Consider the following 16,854-nt stretch of genomic DNA (forward strand, 5'->3'; position numbering starts at 1 on the left):
ATATGAAATACATTATAGGTGTCTTATGTGTTGCGTATTTTCCTGCATATTCTTTTGCCGAACAGTTACTAGATCATACGAATACTGCAGTTCCCAGTGTTCCTAAATCTGTAGGTAGCAATGGTGAATATACACAAATAGGAGCGAATGAGCAGGAGCAAGATCTTAATTTCATTCATCTATTTTTAAATGTTTCGATTAACTCAAATGCTAATGAAGATTTGGTTGCAGTAAAGCAATCTAAGGATGGAAAACTATATATTCGATCTAGCACTTTAAAAACTTTAAGACTAAAAATGGATGAACATATCCCAGATAATCAGTGGGTATGTATTAATGATTTAAATGGAATCCAGTTTAAATATCTAGAGAATGAGCAGTCTTTAAACTTAAAAGTTCCGTCGAACATGTTAACGGGTTATTCAGTTGACTTAAGTAGTCAGCAGGTCACTAGCCCGCATTTGCTAAAGATGAAGCCCTTAAACGCGGCTATTTTGAACTACAGTCTGTATAACACCATAACCAATGATGAGAATGTTTTCTCAGGTACGGCAGAAGGGATCTTTAATAGCGCAATCGGTAACTTTTCTTCAGGCGTTTTATATAACGGTAGTAATGAAAATAGTTATAGCCATGAAAAGTGGGTGCGCCTAGAAAGTAAGTGGCAATATGTTGACCCTGAAAAGATCAGGATATATACCCTAGGGGACTTTATTTCTAATAGCCCGGATTGGGGAAGCAGTGTCCGTCTGGCCGGTTTTCAGTGGTCGAGTGCTTATAGCCAACGCGGGGATATTGTCACTTCGGCACTCCCTCAATTCTCTGGCTCGGCAGCATTGCCTTCAACCCTAGATTTATACGTCAACCAGCAAAAGATTTATTCAGGTCTAGTGCCATCAGGTCCCTTTGATATTAAACAGCTTCCGTTTATTTCAGGAAATGAAGTCACACTGGTGACCACAGATGCAACGGGTCAGCAGAGCATTACCAAAAAGCCGTACTATTTTTCATCCAAGATTCTGGCAAAAGGTATTAATGAGTTTTCAGTAGATGTGGGGGTTCCACGCTACAACTATGGACTCTATTCAAACGATTATGATGATGTCACCTTTGCCTCAGGTGCGATTCGATACGGCTACAGTAACTCACTGACCTTAAGCGGTGGAGCAGAAGCTTCAACAGATGGGTTATCGAACCTAGGCACAGGATTTGCCAAGAATGTTTTGGGTATTGGCGTGATCAATGCCGACATTGCAGCAAGCCAGTATAAAGATGAAAACGGTTATTCTGCCTTGCTGGGTTTAGAAGGCCGCATCAGTAAGAACATTTCATTTAACACCAGTTACCGCAAAGTATTTGATAACTACTTTGACCTAGCTCGTGTGTCTCAAGTGAGATATTTAAAAGAGAATCAAATTAATCCTGAGTCACAGAACTACCTGAACTACAGCGCACTGGCAGATGAGATTTTTAGGGCAGGGATTAACTATAACTTTTATGCAGGCTATGGGGTTTATCTGGGCTATAACCAGATCAAATATAGCGACAACTCTTACAAGTTACTGTCTACCAATTTAAGTGGAAGTCTGGACAAGAACTGGGGTTTTTATGCATCAGCGTATAAAGATTATGAAAACCACAAGGACTATGGTATTTACTTTGCGCTGCGATATACACCGTCCAGTAAAGTGAATGCGATCACGAGTGTATCTAGTGACAGCGGTAGCCTACGGTATCGCCAAGAAATATTCGGTTTGTCAGAACCCCAAATTGGTTCATTTGGCTGGGGTGGCTATGTTGAGCGAGATCAGGATGCAAAAGAAAACAATGCATCGGTCTATGCATCTTACCGAGCACGAGCAGCTTACCTGACGGGACGTTATAACCGATTTGGCGACAACGATCAGGTTGCACTTTCAGCAACAGGTTCATTGGTTGCTGCGGCGGGACGTATCTTTGCGGCTAATGAAATTGGAGACGGCTATGCGGTTGTCACGAATGCCGGACCACAAAGTCAAATTATAAATGGTGGGGTCAATTTGGGAGAAACTGACAAGTCTGGAAGATTTCTGATTCCTAGTCTCATGCCATATCAAGTGAACCATATTTATTTAGATCCATCGTATCTTCCTCTGAATTGGAATGTTAAATCTACAGATCAAAAAACAGTCGTGGGTTATCGTCAAGGAACTTTGGTTGACTTTGGTGCTCATCAGGTTATTTCAGGATTAGTGAAACTTGTTGATCAAAAAAATTCACCGTTAAAGCCGGGTTATACCGTTCGAATTAATGGTCAGCAAAATGGGATGGTTGGGTATGACGGTGAAGTATTTATTCCAAACCTATTGAAGCAAAACAAACTTGAAGTCGATCTTCTAGATCATGGTTCATGCCAAGTTGGCTTCACTTATAACAGTAATCAGTACTCAACTAAAAAATTGGGACCTTATATATGTCATTAAATATTATGAATAAGGCTCAAATAGAGAGCTATAAGTTTTTTCCATTGTCTTTAAAATATTTTGTAGGCATTTGCTTATTTTATCTCGTTTATGCATTTTTTAGTCCTGCACATGCGGCTTGTACGGTAAGTGGGACCACGAATAATACGTTTACCTACACAGCAGCAAATATTAATAGTGATGCAACCGTAAATCTTTCAGGAACAATTACTTGTACGAATTTAGGACTTCCCCAGATTTCTAATTTCATGTGTATGAAAACCGTATTTACGGGAACAACAAATGCAATTAACAGTGTTTCATTACCGTATACGGTTACTGCAACTGTAGGCGGGGCAGGTTCCTCTACCACCAACCAAACCTCCAATGTGTGGTATGGCCCAGTACCAACAGTCGCATCAAATAATATTGTGAGCTACTCGGTAAATATAAAAGTACCAGCTCGAACAGGGTCTCTCATTGCATACCCTCAAGGAACATATACGGCTTCGGTTCGGTTGTATTGGGATATGGATCTTTTGGGTTTGTCATGTGGTGATTTACTTGGTGGCTGGGATTCAGGCGATACATTGCTAACAGCAAACTTTGTGGTCCCAAGCCTGTGCCAATTAAACTCAACCTCAACTGTAGATTTCGGCAATATTAATGATATTGGCACGACTAAGCGTGATTACACAGCGCAAGGGGCAGTGAATACAACCTGTAATTTTGGAACGCCATATAGTATTTATTTAGGGGATGGAAACAACCGTATTGCTGGAGGCTTTAGGCGTATGATCAATAGTAATAATGAATTTATTCCCTATCAGCTATATAAAGATTCTAACTATAGTACGGTATGGGATGCCACGGGAGGCGTAACCAATGTTGGGGGAACAGGGGGAGTCTCAAAAACAGGTACAGGAAGTGCTCAAACGACTACTGTGTATGGAAAGATTCCGCAAGGCGCTGCCATCGCAAGTAGACCTGGTGTCTATTCTGATAGTGTTGTCGTTACGGTGACTTATTAATTTTCTCATCTATTATATAGGAAGTTCTTTTTAAGGCAGAGCTTCCTATAATTCAAATTATATCGCTTGAAAAAGGTTCTGAAATAAGTAGTAAAAATCAAATAATTCTTAGCTTTCGGAACTTGTTCGTCATCAAAAACAGTTTGACTTAAAAAAGCATTCTGTATATTTATTGATTAGTTCTAAAAAAGAACTAGATAAAAGGCAATTAAAAATAAAGGTGAATAAATGTCGAATATTATTTTGCATCAATGGGAAATTTCCCCATTCTGTCAAAAAATTTCAAGAGTTTTGAAATTTAAAGGAATTCCATTTGACACAGTTAACTATAACGGCATTCTTGGAGCGAAAGTTCCTCTACTAAGTAAGGTGGGCAAAGTACCTGTCATTGACCATAACGGTCAGAGGATTCAAGACAGCACTCGAATCGCGCGCTATCTAGATGAAGCCTTTCCAGACACACCTCGGCTTTACCCTGAAGATCCAAATCAAAAAGCGCTTGCTGAACTTTGGGAAGATTGGGCAGATGAATCTCTTTATTTTTATGAAGTCTATTTACGCGTAAATGACTCAGAAGCTTTAGAAGAAGCGATTCGCATTAGTAGCATTGGTCGTCCGGCCTATGAAAAGCCCATGGTAAAAGGTTTTATTTTAGCCGAGTTGAAAACGCAGCTATTCTTTCAAGGCTTAGGACGTATGAAAGCTGAAAATGTTGAAGAAGAATTTATACGACATCTCGACCGTATTGAGCAGGTTTTGTCACAAAGTGAATGGTTAGTTGGAAACAGCCAAACCATTGCAGACATTGCGGTAGTTGCTCAACTCGGTGAAGTGATCCGCACCAGTAAAAAATTTAGTAAAGAAATTTTGAATCGTCCGTTTATTGCATTATGGTATAAAAAACAAACAGGGTGAAATGTCTATGACATCAGCAACATTAGATAAAAAACAAGATTGTGCGGTTGTTATTGGCGTCGGGGCATCACAAGGTATTGGTGCAGCGGTGTGTCGTCTTTTCGCCAAAGAAGGCTTAAAAGTCTATGTTGCTGGACGTACTTTCCAGAAAATTGAAGCAGTGGCTGCCCAAATCCATGCAAATGCAGGGGAAGCTGTAGCGTTTCGTTTAGATGCAGAAGATATACACCAAGTACAAGCCCTGTTTGACACCATTACAAGTCAAAATGAGCGTATTACTGCTGTCATTCATAATGTGGGGGGGAATATTCCTTCCATCTTTTTACGCAGTCCATTGTCGTTTTTTACTCAAATGTGGCAATCCACTTTTTTATCGGCTTATTTAGTTTCTCAAAGCTGTCTAAAAATTTTTAAAGATCAAAATCACGGTACGCTTATTTTTACTGGAGCGAGTGCATCTCTACGCGGCAAACCTTTTTTCGCAGCTTTTACGATGGGAAAATCTGCCTTAAGAGCTTATGCCTTAAATCTAGCCCAAATCTATAAATCACAAGGCATCCATATTGCTCATGTGATTATTGATGGCATGGTCGATGGCGATAGAGTGAATAAAGCATTATTTGGTCTGGGGCGGTTAGCTCGTCTTACGCGTGGCACTGGCGGACTTAATATTGATGCAATTGCAGAAAATTATTGGATGCTTTACCAACAAACACCGAAGCTCTGGACACATGAGTTGGATTTACGCCCTTATCAAGAAAAATTTTGAGAGATTAAAATGCTAAAAAAAATATTCCAAAAATTTCAAAAAAAGCAGGGCTGTGTTGTAGTGGCTGGTCATGACCTACAACTGATTGAGCGTGATTTTGTAATTCTAGATAAAAATGCACATTTTCCATTACATCTTTATCAGGTTATACATGATTCAACTACGCAAAAGATGAAAATTCATTCTATAAATGATGGCGTGACAGCAGTACATTTAAATTTAGTGAATGCAGATCACTTAAAATGCTTATTGCGTTATATTTCAAAACACGGGCATACCATTGAACTCTGTGTATTTCAGCCGAGTTTTTCATCTTCGCCCAATATCGAAGCTTTGTCTTTAGAAGAGATTGAACACAGTTGGCAGACCGCAGGTTTAAGTGCAGTAAGTATCGCTCAAGCTGTCATTAAGCCTATGCTTAAACAACAGCGGGGCACCCTTATTTTTCTTGGCGCACCCTCTAATCACTCGACCCATTACGATGTGTTAAGCCAAAGCATGTTTGCTAGCATTCGAGCTTTATCGCAGTCATTAGCCAGAGAGTTTCAGCCTAAAGGTATTCATGTTAGTTATTGCATGATTGAAAAATGGGAGGGGCAAAATCAGCACTTTACCTCATCTCTCAAACAAGTATGCCAACACATCTATCAGCAACCTGATTCGGCATGGAGCCAAGAACTCAGCCTATCTTAAAATTTTACTTTTACATGTTGTTAAAATACATTACTGATCTGAAATGACGACAGAACAATAACTTCGGTAGGTTTTAAATGGTGAATATAAAGAGTTTTCAGCGAACGGTTCAAGTAGTGTCGACCTTGGCAGCTTTTATGTGTTTTCCTCCACTCGCGCAAGCTTCACAATACACTCAAACTGCTCGTTTAGTTAACGAACGCTTATCTTATATGAAGGATGTCGCAGGTTATAAAGCAGAGCAGCATTTACCTATTGAAGATTTAACTCAAGAAAAGAAAGTTCTGGATCAATCACTTTCTGAAGCCGAATCTTTTGGCTTAAATAGCGAAACGGTAAAGCCATTTATTGTGACGCAAATGAATGTTGCCAAGGCCATTCAATACCGTTATCGGGCTGATTGGTTGTCGATTCCAGAAAGCAATTGGAAACCTCAAGATTTAGCAGAAGTACGTTTAAAAATTAGTTCTTTAAACACTGAACTTTTAAAAAATATCGCCGATGAACTTAAGAGAAATCATAACAAAGCGCCTCATGGCTGTAGTTATATGTGGCCTGTTCAGCATCCACAACTTAAAGAAGCCGACAAAAAAGCTTTATGTATGACATTAAATAAAATTAAGTTAAAAGACTGAATCTATTTAAGATAATTAAAGCACTAAATTTGTTATCAGGAGAGGTTTTATGAAAAAAGCTTCCTCAATATCTTTTCTTCTTAAGAAGAGATATTTACTGATACTTTTGTTAGTTGCAGTCTTTGGTTATGGCAAATACCACAATTACAAAGAAAAGATTTTATTTAGAGAATATTATTTACATCCACCATTGTATAGAGAGATTTGGCCATCTGAATTTGACCCTAATGGAGTCACATTAGATATTCCAGCAAATTATCTTATGGATGCAACTGCTATTTCTGAATCTTCACGAAAGAAAGATCTAGAATTCAGAGAAAAGCAAAGGTATGAGAGCGGCAAAGCCTTATGTGATAGATTTCAATGTACTGAACTTTTTCAAGTTCTTTTACCTGAGTACAAAGGAAAAACATTAGAAAATTTACATATTTTTAATCCTGAATCAGTAAGAGCTGATTATGAAATACCTAAAGACTGGCAAGAGTTTCATAAGTATGTAATTTGGTTTTCCTTAAATAGCTGGATACCTAAGAATCATAAAGTGAATGCCAGTGATGCAGAAATTACGATGGGTATAAATTTAAGTTCAGTGTTTCATCCGAAAGAGTATTTTGAAACGCCAAAATTAATTAAATATATACAAACTAAACCAGCTCCAGAATTAGGCTTAACAGAAGTGGTATCACTAGATCCTAATTTACCAGGCGGGTTCTATAAAGTTCTTGTTTATAAGGATTGGCAAAAGAAATATCCTGAGGATGTAACAGAGGATTATAATCATTATAAGATTTATTTTAAAAAAGACGCTGGTGGAAATATAGTTTCTTATATTAGTTGTAGTACTTTTGCTCGTACTTATTTATTAAGTAAACCAGATCCTGAACAGGCTATTCTAGAAGACTATGCTAGACCAAATCAGCAATACTATTGTAGACATACTTTTAATGTGAAGGGACTGCCGATGAGTATTACCGCACATTACAGTGATATACATTTAGCTGATTGGCAGAATATAGAAAATAATTTAACTCGGCTTATACAGTCATTTCATGTAAAAGAGACTAAGTAAGTTTCAATATTTAAAGCTCTTGTTATTTAAAGAGCTTTTTTTATATTCAATACTCTTACTTCTTCAGTTTAGAACATTGACACCCAAAATCTCTCCGATTATCCTTTGCCTGCTGGCCACATTGCCAGTCAGCTTTTGACAGAGCTGGTACAAAAGGCGCACAACAACGTATTATTTCGTTTTGTGCGTTCTCCTAAGTCACGCCTTTATGGTGAGGCTAGGAGGGGCACGCTTGCGTGCGCTGGTTTCCTTTTGTACCAGTCTGTCAACCCTTCTAGTCTTGCCACCATTATTTGACAGTAATTGGTAAGACTCTTCTAAATCAAAAGGAGTCCGCCGTTATGCGTACTATTTCTTCTTTATTGATCTCTGCCAAAATCTCTTTATACATTCCATTTAAAAAGTCTTTCAAACGGTTTAATCGGCTCTAGGTTTTTTGCACCTTAAGAATCGTTACGACTAAAAAATCATAGCAACAATAAACCTGAGATAGGCGAGCACACCTTTTTGTGCCGCTTTTGTATGCCTGTTTTTAGCGCTCAATTTAAGAGTGACAGCATTTCTATCTCATTTACTTACAACAAAAAATTATTTTAAACGGTATAAAAATGCCAAATTTAGAAGCATCATTTAGAGCACTTTGCGTGCTACATGCGGCAAGAGATTTGTTTAATCAATATGGGTTTTACATTGGGATTGACCGAATTATTGAGGAAGCCAAAATTCCCAAAGCCACTTTTTATAACTACTTTCACTCCAAAGAAAGGCTCATTCAGATGAGCTTAACTTTTCAAATAGATGTATTAAAACATGAGGTGTTTTCAATTATTTATTCGTACCGTGAACTTATGATGTTTGATAAGCTCAAGAAAATTTACTTTTTACATGCAAACTTAGAAGGTTTTTATCGTTTGCCATTTAAAGCCATTTTTGAAATTGAAAAGCTTTATCCAGCAGCTTATACGGTCGTCAGCGACTATCGAAAATGGTTCATAAATGAAATTTATAAGTTGCTTTTAACCGTAAAAGTTACCGCTACAGTTGAAGATGCCTACATGTTTTTGTTTGTGATTGATGGGGCAATGGTCCAGCTTTTAAATGCAAATAAGATCGATGAAAGAGATAAGTTATTAGAATATTTTATGTCGATACTTACTTAAATTGGCGAAGACTTTAATACTTAAAGAAAAGCCCTCCGAAGAGGGCTTTTTATTCAATTTGGTTTAGCTTTAAAAATCAAAAGATGTTTGTAGATAGAACGTACGTGGCAGTCCTACATACTTACCGCCAGTAGAGTCTGTTGAGCGAGTAAAATATTGCTTATCAAAGACGTTTTTGATTCCACCAGCGATTTTTAAACCTTTAACTTGTGAACTTAAGTCATAAGAGGTACGTAGCGCAAAAGTGGTGTAACCCGGAATATCTCCATATTTACCATCAGCAGTTTCTTCTGTTTGATAGACATTACTATCTGGAAGATCTGGTGAATGCTGCTTAGATTGAGCAAACATATCGGCATTTAAAGACCATTTATCTACTGTGTAACCTAACCCAACATTACCGACATGCCGCGAGTAAAACGGTAGGTCTTTATCTTTAAATTGACCAGCTTCAGCCACTGCTTTGGTAAAAGTATAGTTTCCATATACTTTTAAGCCTTCCAGTGCATCAGACAATTGTCCGAAATCATAGCTAATACCTGTTTCGACACCTTTATGGCTGGTTGCCCCTAAATCTGTCCAGATTCCGTTATTAGCAGCATCACGAACCAATGAAAGCTCTTTATCAAAGTCTAAATAGAACACGGTAAATTCGGCATTTAAACCATTGCCCAAATATTTGGTGCCAATTTCATAGTTGTTCGACTTTTCAGGATGTAAGCCTTCGGTTGTAGCCGTTGCGGTTGTTCCTTCAAGACGAGCTAATTGACTGTATTGCTGTGGACCGAACGATACGCCTGCGTTTGCAAATATATTCCAGTTTTCATTTGCTGAGTACATCACGGATAAACTTGGTAAAAATTCGTCTGAATCAATTTTTGGATAAACAGTATTAGGTTGTCCTTTGTTATAACCTGTGAAGTTATTATGGGTTTCAATTGATTCGAAACGAACACCCGGTGTAATCGTCCAACGGCCGAGTTCCATACGGTTGTCGATATATACAGCATGTGCTTTAGTACCGCCTTCACTACTACTACGCGGAGCAAAATCTGGCACTGATGAACCTGCTGCATAAGATGCAGTACGTCCTGCAAATTCAGAACTTTCTTCTTTTAAATAGCGATAGCCAACCGTTACTTCATTTTGAGTATTACCAAGTTCATAAATGCGAGAGTAACGCGGTTCAATTGCATAGACTTTATAATCGCGTGGAGCAGAATCGAGGCGTTTTTGCCCATTCGCTAGTGTAGTCTCAAGATTACTAGTACGGAAAGAGTCGATGTAGTAACTCAAAACCTCGAAGTTATTTTTTTCATCTTTATGGTTATAACGTAAAGAGACATCTGTACGTCGACCTGCAAAATAGTTCTTTTCACCAGAAGATTGATAAGGGTTTTCAGCATATTGCGCCTGAGTTAAACCCTCTGGCATTTCACCACGACCTTCATAATGATGCAGATTTAAAGCAACCGAGTCTTTATCATTAAATTGATACGCAGACTTTAGCATTACATCATCGATATCAATCTTATTGTTAGCTTCTCGATAACCATTTCCTTTAGTCCCTGAATATAGAAGGGCAAGGCCTAAACCATTATCTAAAGTTCCTCCCACAAATAGATTAGGGCTCAGTTTTACGTGGTCAGTACCAGAAGCATATTCTGAAGTCAGGCTAACAGTTCCGCTAAAATCTTGAGGAATTGAGCGAGTCGCAAAGTTAATAATTCCGCCTACGTTTTGAGGCCCAAAACGTACCGAACCTGCACCGCGCACAACGTCAACTGACTCAATATTACCAATTGAAACAGGAGCTAAAGATAACTGTGGCTGACCATAAGGTGCAAATGAAAGTGGAACGCCGTCTACTAGAACTGTTGAGCGAGGTGATAGGCGAGATGCTAGACCACGAACCCCAATATTGAGTGAAACATCACTACCACCTGTTCCGCTGCTATCTTGAGCTTGAACCCCGGGAATTTGTTTTAATGCTTCTCGGATTGAAGTTGCAGCTGTTTCATCTAAACGCTTACGGTCAATAATAGTTCGAGCGCCAGCATGCTTGTGAACAGTTTCTGCATTTGCTTCTTCTAACCAGTTACCTTGTGCCTTAATGGTAATAGTCGGTAAAGCACTAGCAGTTGTATCTTCAGCATGTACAGGAAGTGCGAGATAAGTACAAGCAATTCCGATTGCATAGCTAAGTGTAGAAACTTTGAACCTAAAATTTGGTAGTGAAAGAGGGGTTGAGCGGTCCATGTTGATGTATCGAAATCCTAAACGATAATTATAATCATTATAGCGAAAAAGTAACAAAATTTTATAAAACGGTTTAGTTTTTTTCTAAGAATTTTAAACTTTTTCTAAAAGGTTACTTTTGATAATAATTTCAAAGAGCTGACTATGATTTAGATATAGATAATAAGATTCTAGCTAGACATTGGCTGTTAAAAGATCGAAGCCCTCTTATGTACAGCCACATATAATTTCTATTTAAAGACACAGTAAGTATAAAAGTAGTGGTGAGATCAAAAGTACACTATTACAAACTTAGTGTAGATAATCAGGTAATAAGTTGACTTTAAAGGCTATTTGTGTGAAATTGAAAATAATTTCATAAATATTTTTAATTAAAATCAAATAATTATTAATTTTTATTGAACATTTGTTATAGGATTTTTATATTAAATTATTGTTTTAATAATCAATAATCATTATTATTTGCGCTAATATTTACATGAACACACAAAATATATATGGAATTTATTAAGTCTCGCAAGAAGATTGCTAAATCAGCAATAGCTTCTTCATTATCAATTGTAGCTACAACTGCAATGGCTGCTCAGGAAAATTCTGTAGCGCTTCCATTAATTCATGTTCAAGCAGATGCAGAGGTTGCACAGAGCCTTAAAGTTGATAAATCGGCTAACTCTAAATTTGTCGCACCTCTATTAAATACACCAAAATCAGTTTCAGTAATTTCAAAACAACTTATTGAAGATATCAAAGTAAATACATTAAGTGACGCACTTCGTACTGTACCAGGCATTACCTTAGGTGCTGGAGAAGGCGGTAACCCGAATGGGGATCGACCATTTATTCGTGGTTACAATTCAGAAAGTTCGATGTACGTTGATGGTATTCGTAACTCATCATCACAAAACCGTGAAATGTTTGCTATCGAGCAAGTTGAAGTGACTAAGGGGTCTGCTTCTTCTATGGGTGGTGCAGGTTCTGTTGGCGGTAGCATCAATATGATTTCTAAAGTTGCTAAAAAAGGTGACTTTTTAGAAGGCTCTGTACAAGCAGGTACCGATAATTATCAACGTATCACATTAGATGGTAATAAAGACTTCGGTAATGGTACTGCTGGTCGCGTTGTTCTTATGGGGCATAAAAATGAAAAAGCGGGTCAAAGCGATGGCGCTGAATACAAGCGTGTAGGTATCGCACCTAGTATTACATTTGGATTGGATACACCAACACGTGCAACTTTAAGTTATTACTACTTAAGATCTGATGACACTCCAGATTCAGGTGTTCCATATAATTACGATACGGCTAAAAAGGCAACTGTTGGTAAGCCTGTTGATGTTAAACAAGGTATTTACTATGGTTTAAAAGGTCGTGATTTCCAAAAACAAGAAAATCATATTGGTACTTTTAAAGTAGAGCATGATTTAAATGAAAATCTTACTCTTGCTAACACCGTACTCTACAGCAAATCAAAAAATGATTACCTTTGGACTCAGCCAGATGATTCAAAAGGTAATGTAGCAAACGGTAAAGTTTGGCGTCGTATTAATTCTCGAATTACTGACACTGATATTTTCACCGATCAATTATCTTTAAGAGGTAAGTTTAATACTGGAGCTATCAAGCATAGCTTTAATGTCGGTGCAGAATACAGTGATCAAGAGTCAGATAAAGGTAGCTACACGACAACATATCCGGGGTATGCAGGTTCTACAACGGGCGGTTTTAATAGTGATTGTGCTATTAATGATGCATGGTGTACTTCATTAACTAATCCTAATTCTAAAGATGCGTGGTTAGGTGGTCGTATCGCCAATAAAGCAACTACGACAACGACTACAAAAAATACTTCTGTCTATTTATTAGATAATATTGAGTTTAATCCTCAATGGTTACTTGATTTAGGTGTTCGTTGGGATAAGTTTGATACCGAACAGGTGACAAATGCCACTGGCGCTAAAATCGAGAGTAATAAAGATTTTGTTACTTACAATGCAGGCGTAACTTTCAAACCTACTGAAAATGGTAGTATTTATGCAAGTTATGCAACTTCTGCTAACCCTGTAGGTGTTGATGGCGGTGATGGTTCTGAGTCAATCGGTCAAGCTTATATGGACCTTAAACCAGAAGAAAGCCAAACCATTGAATTGGGTACAAAGTGGAACGTTCTAAACGAAAAACTTAATTTAACTGCTGCCATTTTCCGTACAGAGAAACAAAATACACGTATTCAAGTTGACTCAAGCACTTATACGAATGGCGGCGATAGTAAAGTTGACGGTATTGAACTTTCAGCAAACGGAAATATCACTGATAAATGGGCTGTGAGTGCAGGTTACACCTACTTAGATAGTGAAAATACTGATCCAGGGCCAAGTTGTAGTCGTGCTGGTGTATGTAATCCAGAAAATGCAGCTAAGGGTAAGCAACTTCCAAACGTACCTAAAAACTCTGCAACTTTATGGACTACATATAAAGTATTGCCTCAAGTTACTGTGGGTGCTGGCGCTTTCTATGCTGACAAAGTATATGGTGATGCAGCTAATACAAAATGGGTTCCTTCATATGTTCGATATGATGCAATGGCTCGTTATAACGTTAACAAGAATGTTAACTTGCAACTTAACTTAAATAATCTTTCTGATAAGCGTTACTTTACTAAAGCATATGCTTCACACTATGCAACTGAAGCAGAAGGCCGTAGCGCAGTATTATCAGTTAACTTTAAATACTAATAAGTTTAAAAATTTATTAGTTTGAATAAGTAATCTAAAATAGCCTCAATATGAGGCTATTTTATTAATTAAAGCTATTTTTAAAGGTATCGCCGTGATTCACCATATTCCAAATGTACTTAATAAAGACCAAGTCCAGTTTTTCCGTCAAGAAATGGACAAAGCAGAATGGGTTAATGGAAAAGTCACTGCTGGTACACTTTCAGCTACAGTAAAACATAATCAGCAATTGCCTGAAGAAGATCCTCTAACTCATCAACTGAGCAATATCATTCTTGATGCTTTAGGAAAACATCCATTATTTCTATCTGCCGCAATTCCCCTAGATATAATCCCACCATTATTTAATCGCTATGAAAATCATGAGTCTTTTGGTTTTCATGTAGATAATTCAATACGGCTCATACGTGGTAGTAATCAGCGTTTAAGAACAGATTTATCGTGTACGGTTTTTTTAAGTGAGCCAGAAGAGTATGAAGGTGGGGAACTCGTAATTGAAGATACGTATGGATATCATGAGATTAAATTACCTGCTGGTGATATGATTTTGTATCCATCTACCAGTCTACACGAAGTCACCGCTATTACTTCAGGCTGTCGTATAGCGTCTTTTTTCTGGGTTCAGAGCATGATTCGTGATGATGCAGAGCGACATATGTTATTTAATCTAGACCAAACTATTCAAAATTTACGTATGCAACTAGGTGATGATCATAAAGAAGTTTTGAACTTAACCAATACTTATCACAACTTAATTCGTAAGTGGGCTGAGGTTTAAATAACAAGGCGAGTAATTAAGTAGCGTAGATTATTTATAGACTACTTATAAATATTTACTTCAATATTTAACGCTTTTTCATCAATTTTTTTCAACAAGCATTCTAGTAGTTCTTCTACTTTTTCATCATATTCAAAAGGATGAGATTTTCCAGTTTTGGTATTAATAAGATTTAAACTAATTTTATTAGAGGCTGGTCTATAAATCCCTCTATTACTTTTACCTAAAACAACTCTTTTAATTAATTTTCTATGTTCGAGTTCCGCTAAAGTACGATATGTCGTGGCTAGACTAATTTTTAAATTTTTCTTTTGAGATAGTAGATATATTTCTTCTGCAGTTATTCCCTTATCGTTCTCATGTAGAAAACGAAAAATAGCAACTCGCGAAGGTGTAGCTGATAAACCCATTTCCATTAACGCTTGATGATAATCCATTTAGTTCCTCTGCTAATGGCTTCTTTACATTTAAATTGATTACTAAGGCTTTTTAGTAGCAGGTAAAAAAATCTATTTGAAAACGAATGATATTAGTCTTAATTGTAAACCATTTGGTATAAAAAGTATTATGATAAAAAGTAAAAATACTAATAGAAATAACAAAAGTTAGCAGTCGATTCTTTTTTAGAAGCTCATATTTACCATACCATTAAATTTTTAGACTCTCATGACCTGAGTTCTATTTTGCTCAATGATCTCTGTTAGCTTTTCACATGATTGATTTACTTTTGTTATAGGTGAGGCTGCAATACCTATGAATTGAGAGTTGTAAAGATGAAGGAAGTGGCATTCCTAAAAGTAACATTTAAAAAGCCCTCCGAAGAGGGCTTCAAATTTATTTAAAGTTAGGTTGTTTTAAGATTTTGTAGACCTTTTCTTTATATACATGATTAGAAATAACACCTTTATCTCGCTGTTGTTTTAGCGATTTAAACTGTTGGCCACGAATTTCTCTTTGAATACCCACATTATCATGATGTCTAATGTAGTAAAGACTACGCTCATGATCGCTCATATTCACTGTTTCATCAGTAAACGAAGAAGGCTTTGCTTCATTTTCTTGATATTGTTTTGCAATTTCAAAAAAATCTACGTTTTGAGAATGAGGAGAATTAAATGAATTTTGTTGTTCAGTCAGCTGATAGTTCTGAGTGTTAGAATTTACTTCAAGCATACTTTTATGCTGATTAAATCTAGGGCGGTTATATTCTTGTTTGGTTTGAAATGTGTTTGTTTCAGCAAAAGTGGAAGAAGAAAAAAGCCCAATATTTAAAGATAAAAAAGTTAATAAAAATCTATTCATTTCTTTGGGAGTCCAATTGAAATTGAGTAAATCACTGTATTGTAACATTAAAATTTGATTTTTGAAGGTTTGACTTCAAGTATGCTTGATCAACTGGTAAATAATAAGATCTGTAGCGGAGCGTAAAAGCCAATTTAAAAAGGCTCTTTACACTCATTTTTTTAAGATCGTTTTGAATATTCTTCTTTCAATTTATCCAGAAAAATAAAGAGGTTTTGATTCATTTTTTGATAGTCATGCTTCCATAATTCTTCACGAGTATTCACAAATTTATAATTATGAGCATCATTTAACTCGATTTCTGAATGTTGAATCAGCAATTCAACTACTTCTGAAGTTAATTCCATATGACATTGTAGGCCATAAACTAATTTGGAATATTCAATAATCTGTCTTGGGCACCCTGCGCTAAAAGCAATAATTTTTGCGTTGGGAGTTAAGCCTGGCATGTCGTTATGCCAATGGCCAACTTCGGTCATTTTTCCTAAGTGAGAAAACTTAGAATGCGTTATTCCATACTCTGTAAGCATAATTGGAAACTTACCAATTTCTCGCTCAGGGCTGTGTTCAAACTTGGCACCTAAAGCTTCACCGATCAATTGAGATCCTAGGCATACCCCAATAACCACTTTATTTGCTTCAATCGCTTTTTTAATGATTGCTTGTTCTGCTAATGAATTAAAGTGAGGGCACATATCTAATGTAGTATCGGGACTTTGTGGGCCACCCATTACAATAAGAAAGTCAATATCTTCAACAGAAGTTGGCAAAACTTCATTTAAATACACTCTTGAATAGGTAATTTTGAAGTTATTCATTTTGCCCCAAATTTCATATGCGCCAGGCGCTTCAAAATCTTCATGAACAATAAAATGTAACCGCATAACAATCCTTAAAATCTAAACATTAATAGGTAGATCATTGGTTAAAAATCAAGGAAATATTAAAATTAGAATAGGGCCTTTAATACATCCAGTTTTGAAAACTTATATGGGCCAGCTTTATTTGTTTTTATCGAAGTTGAAATTATTTGTTTTTAAAATATATGCGATATATTTATTGTTAAGTTA

The 16,854-nt window shown here is 36.8% G+C and carries 14 protein-coding genes; 10 read left to right on the forward strand and 4 right to left on the reverse strand.

Annotated elements, in window-relative coordinates; genetic code table 11:
- Positions 1-2 precede the first annotated feature (2 nt).
- The 8 genes from WBW42_RS11790 (at position 3) to WBW42_RS11825 (ending at position 8,713) form a co-directional block, all read left to right on the forward strand.
- The gene (locus WBW42_RS11790; RefSeq protein WP_284106050.1) at positions 3-2,462 is read left to right on the forward strand and encodes a fimbria/pilus outer membrane usher protein; all 2,460 of its coding nucleotides are present in this window, start codon (positions 3-5) and stop codon (positions 2,460-2,462) included.
- Positions 2,453-3,472, forward strand: a complete 1,020-nt coding sequence (locus WBW42_RS11795) for a Csu type fimbrial protein (protein WP_032055740.1) — start codon at positions 2,453-2,455, stop codon at positions 3,470-3,472. The genes WBW42_RS11790 and WBW42_RS11795 overlap by 10 nt, the downstream gene beginning before the upstream one ends.
- A 228-nt stretch (positions 3,473-3,700) precedes the next feature.
- Complete coding sequence (locus tag WBW42_RS11800) at positions 3,701-4,387, forward strand: glutathione S-transferase (protein ID WP_014207075.1); 687 nt, start codon at positions 3,701-3,703, stop codon at positions 4,385-4,387.
- Positions 4,388-4,394: 7 nt separating this feature from the next.
- The gene (locus tag WBW42_RS11805; RefSeq protein WP_032055742.1) at positions 4,395-5,156 is read left to right on the forward strand and encodes an SDR family NAD(P)-dependent oxidoreductase; all 762 of its coding nucleotides are present in this window, start codon (positions 4,395-4,397) and stop codon (positions 5,154-5,156) included.
- Positions 5,157-5,165: 9 nt separating this feature from the next.
- On the forward strand, positions 5,166-5,849 hold the full coding sequence (locus WBW42_RS11810; RefSeq protein WP_032055744.1) for an SDR family NAD(P)-dependent oxidoreductase: 684 nt from the start codon (positions 5,166-5,168) through the stop codon (positions 5,847-5,849).
- A gap of 77 nt (positions 5,850-5,926) precedes the next feature.
- Positions 5,927-6,484, forward strand: coding sequence for a chorismate mutase (locus WBW42_RS11815; protein ID WP_032055746.1), 558 nt, complete (start codon positions 5,927-5,929; stop codon positions 6,482-6,484).
- A 49-nt stretch (positions 6,485-6,533) separates the two neighbouring features.
- On the forward strand, positions 6,534-7,553 hold the full coding sequence (locus WBW42_RS11820; RefSeq protein WP_032055748.1) for a hypothetical protein: 1,020 nt from the start codon (positions 6,534-6,536) through the stop codon (positions 7,551-7,553).
- 608 nt (positions 7,554-8,161) lie between these two features.
- On the forward strand, positions 8,162-8,713 hold the full coding sequence (locus WBW42_RS11825) for a TetR/AcrR family transcriptional regulator (protein ID WP_032055750.1): 552 nt from the start codon (positions 8,162-8,164) through the stop codon (positions 8,711-8,713).
- A gap of 69 nt (positions 8,714-8,782) precedes the next feature.
- Here WBW42_RS11825 and WBW42_RS11830 read toward each other — a convergent pair whose 3' ends face one another.
- Positions 8,783-10,972 carry a TonB-dependent receptor family protein gene (locus tag WBW42_RS11830; protein ID WP_032055752.1) on the reverse strand — a complete coding sequence of 730 codons (2,190 nt, stop codon included), beginning with the start codon at positions 10,970-10,972 and terminating at the stop codon, positions 8,783-8,785.
- 497 nt (positions 10,973-11,469) lie between these two features.
- On the opposite strand from WBW42_RS11830, the gene WBW42_RS11835 reads away from it, so the two are divergent.
- Together WBW42_RS11835 and WBW42_RS11840 are read left to right on the forward strand one after the other, a co-directional pair.
- Positions 11,470-13,704: a TonB-dependent receptor gene (locus WBW42_RS11835; RefSeq protein WP_019767634.1), complete on the forward strand. Its 2,235-nt coding sequence runs from the start codon at positions 11,470-11,472 to the stop codon at positions 13,702-13,704.
- 94 nt (positions 13,705-13,798) lie between these two features.
- Complete coding sequence (locus WBW42_RS11840) at positions 13,799-14,482, forward strand: Fe2+-dependent dioxygenase (RefSeq protein WP_002163149.1); 684 nt, start codon at positions 13,799-13,801, stop codon at positions 14,480-14,482.
- Positions 14,483-14,523: 41 nt separating this feature from the next.
- On the opposite strand, the gene WBW42_RS11845 is transcribed toward WBW42_RS11840, so the two are convergent.
- The 3 genes from WBW42_RS11845 to WBW42_RS11855 all read right to left on the reverse strand — a co-directional run bounded on the left by WBW42_RS11845 (position 14,524) and on the right by WBW42_RS11855 (position 16,668).
- Positions 14,524-14,919 carry a Fur family transcriptional regulator gene (locus WBW42_RS11845; RefSeq protein ID WP_019767636.1) on the reverse strand — a complete coding sequence of 132 codons (396 nt, stop codon included), beginning with the start codon at positions 14,917-14,919 and terminating at the stop codon, positions 14,524-14,526.
- Between the two features lie 397 nt (positions 14,920-15,316).
- Positions 15,317-15,832: a hypothetical protein gene (locus tag WBW42_RS11850; protein ID WP_023187825.1), complete on the reverse strand. Its 516-nt coding sequence runs from the start codon at positions 15,830-15,832 to the stop codon at positions 15,317-15,319.
- Positions 15,833-15,945: 113 nt separating this feature from the next.
- Complete coding sequence (locus tag WBW42_RS11855) at positions 15,946-16,668, reverse strand: type 1 glutamine amidotransferase (RefSeq protein ID WP_032055758.1); 723 nt, start codon at positions 16,666-16,668, stop codon at positions 15,946-15,948.
- Between the last annotated feature and the right edge of the window lie 186 nt (positions 16,669-16,854).

Source organism: Acinetobacter sp. LT1, from assembly GCF_059800965.1.

Excerpts from the sequence above, each read along its gene's own strand:
- WBW42_RS11790 (WP_284106050.1), top strand. The coding sequence starts at position 3 with ATGAAATACATTATAGGTGTCTTATGTGTTGCGTATTTTCCTGCATAT.
- WBW42_RS11795 (WP_032055740.1), top strand. The coding sequence starts at position 2,453 with ATGTCATTAAATATTATGAATAAGGCTCAAATAGAGAGCTATAAGTTT.
- WBW42_RS11800 (WP_014207075.1), top strand. The coding sequence starts at position 3,701 with ATGTCGAATATTATTTTGCATCAATGGGAAATTTCCCCATTCTGTCAA.
- WBW42_RS11805 (WP_032055742.1), top strand. The coding sequence starts at position 4,395 with ATGACATCAGCAACATTAGATAAAAAACAAGATTGTGCGGTTGTTATT.
- WBW42_RS11810 (WP_032055744.1), top strand. The coding sequence starts at position 5,166 with ATGCTAAAAAAAATATTCCAAAAATTTCAAAAAAAGCAGGGCTGTGTT.
- WBW42_RS11815 (WP_032055746.1), top strand. The coding sequence starts at position 5,927 with ATGGTGAATATAAAGAGTTTTCAGCGAACGGTTCAAGTAGTGTCGACC.
- WBW42_RS11820 (WP_032055748.1), top strand. The coding sequence starts at position 6,534 with ATGAAAAAAGCTTCCTCAATATCTTTTCTTCTTAAGAAGAGATATTTA.
- WBW42_RS11825 (WP_032055750.1), top strand. The coding sequence starts at position 8,162 with ATGCCAAATTTAGAAGCATCATTTAGAGCACTTTGCGTGCTACATGCG.
- WBW42_RS11830 (WP_032055752.1), bottom strand. The coding sequence starts at position 10,972 with ATGGACCGCTCAACCCCTCTTTCACTACCAAATTTTAGGTTCAAAGTT.
- WBW42_RS11835 (WP_019767634.1), top strand. The coding sequence starts at position 11,470 with ATGGAATTTATTAAGTCTCGCAAGAAGATTGCTAAATCAGCAATAGCT.
- WBW42_RS11845 (WP_019767636.1), bottom strand. The coding sequence starts at position 14,919 with ATGGATTATCATCAAGCGTTAATGGAAATGGGTTTATCAGCTACACCT.
- WBW42_RS11850 (WP_023187825.1), bottom strand. The coding sequence starts at position 15,832 with ATGTTACAATACAGTGATTTACTCAATTTCAATTGGACTCCCAAAGAA.
- WBW42_RS11855 (WP_032055758.1), bottom strand. The coding sequence starts at position 16,668 with ATGCGGTTACATTTTATTGTTCATGAAGATTTTGAAGCGCCTGGCGCA.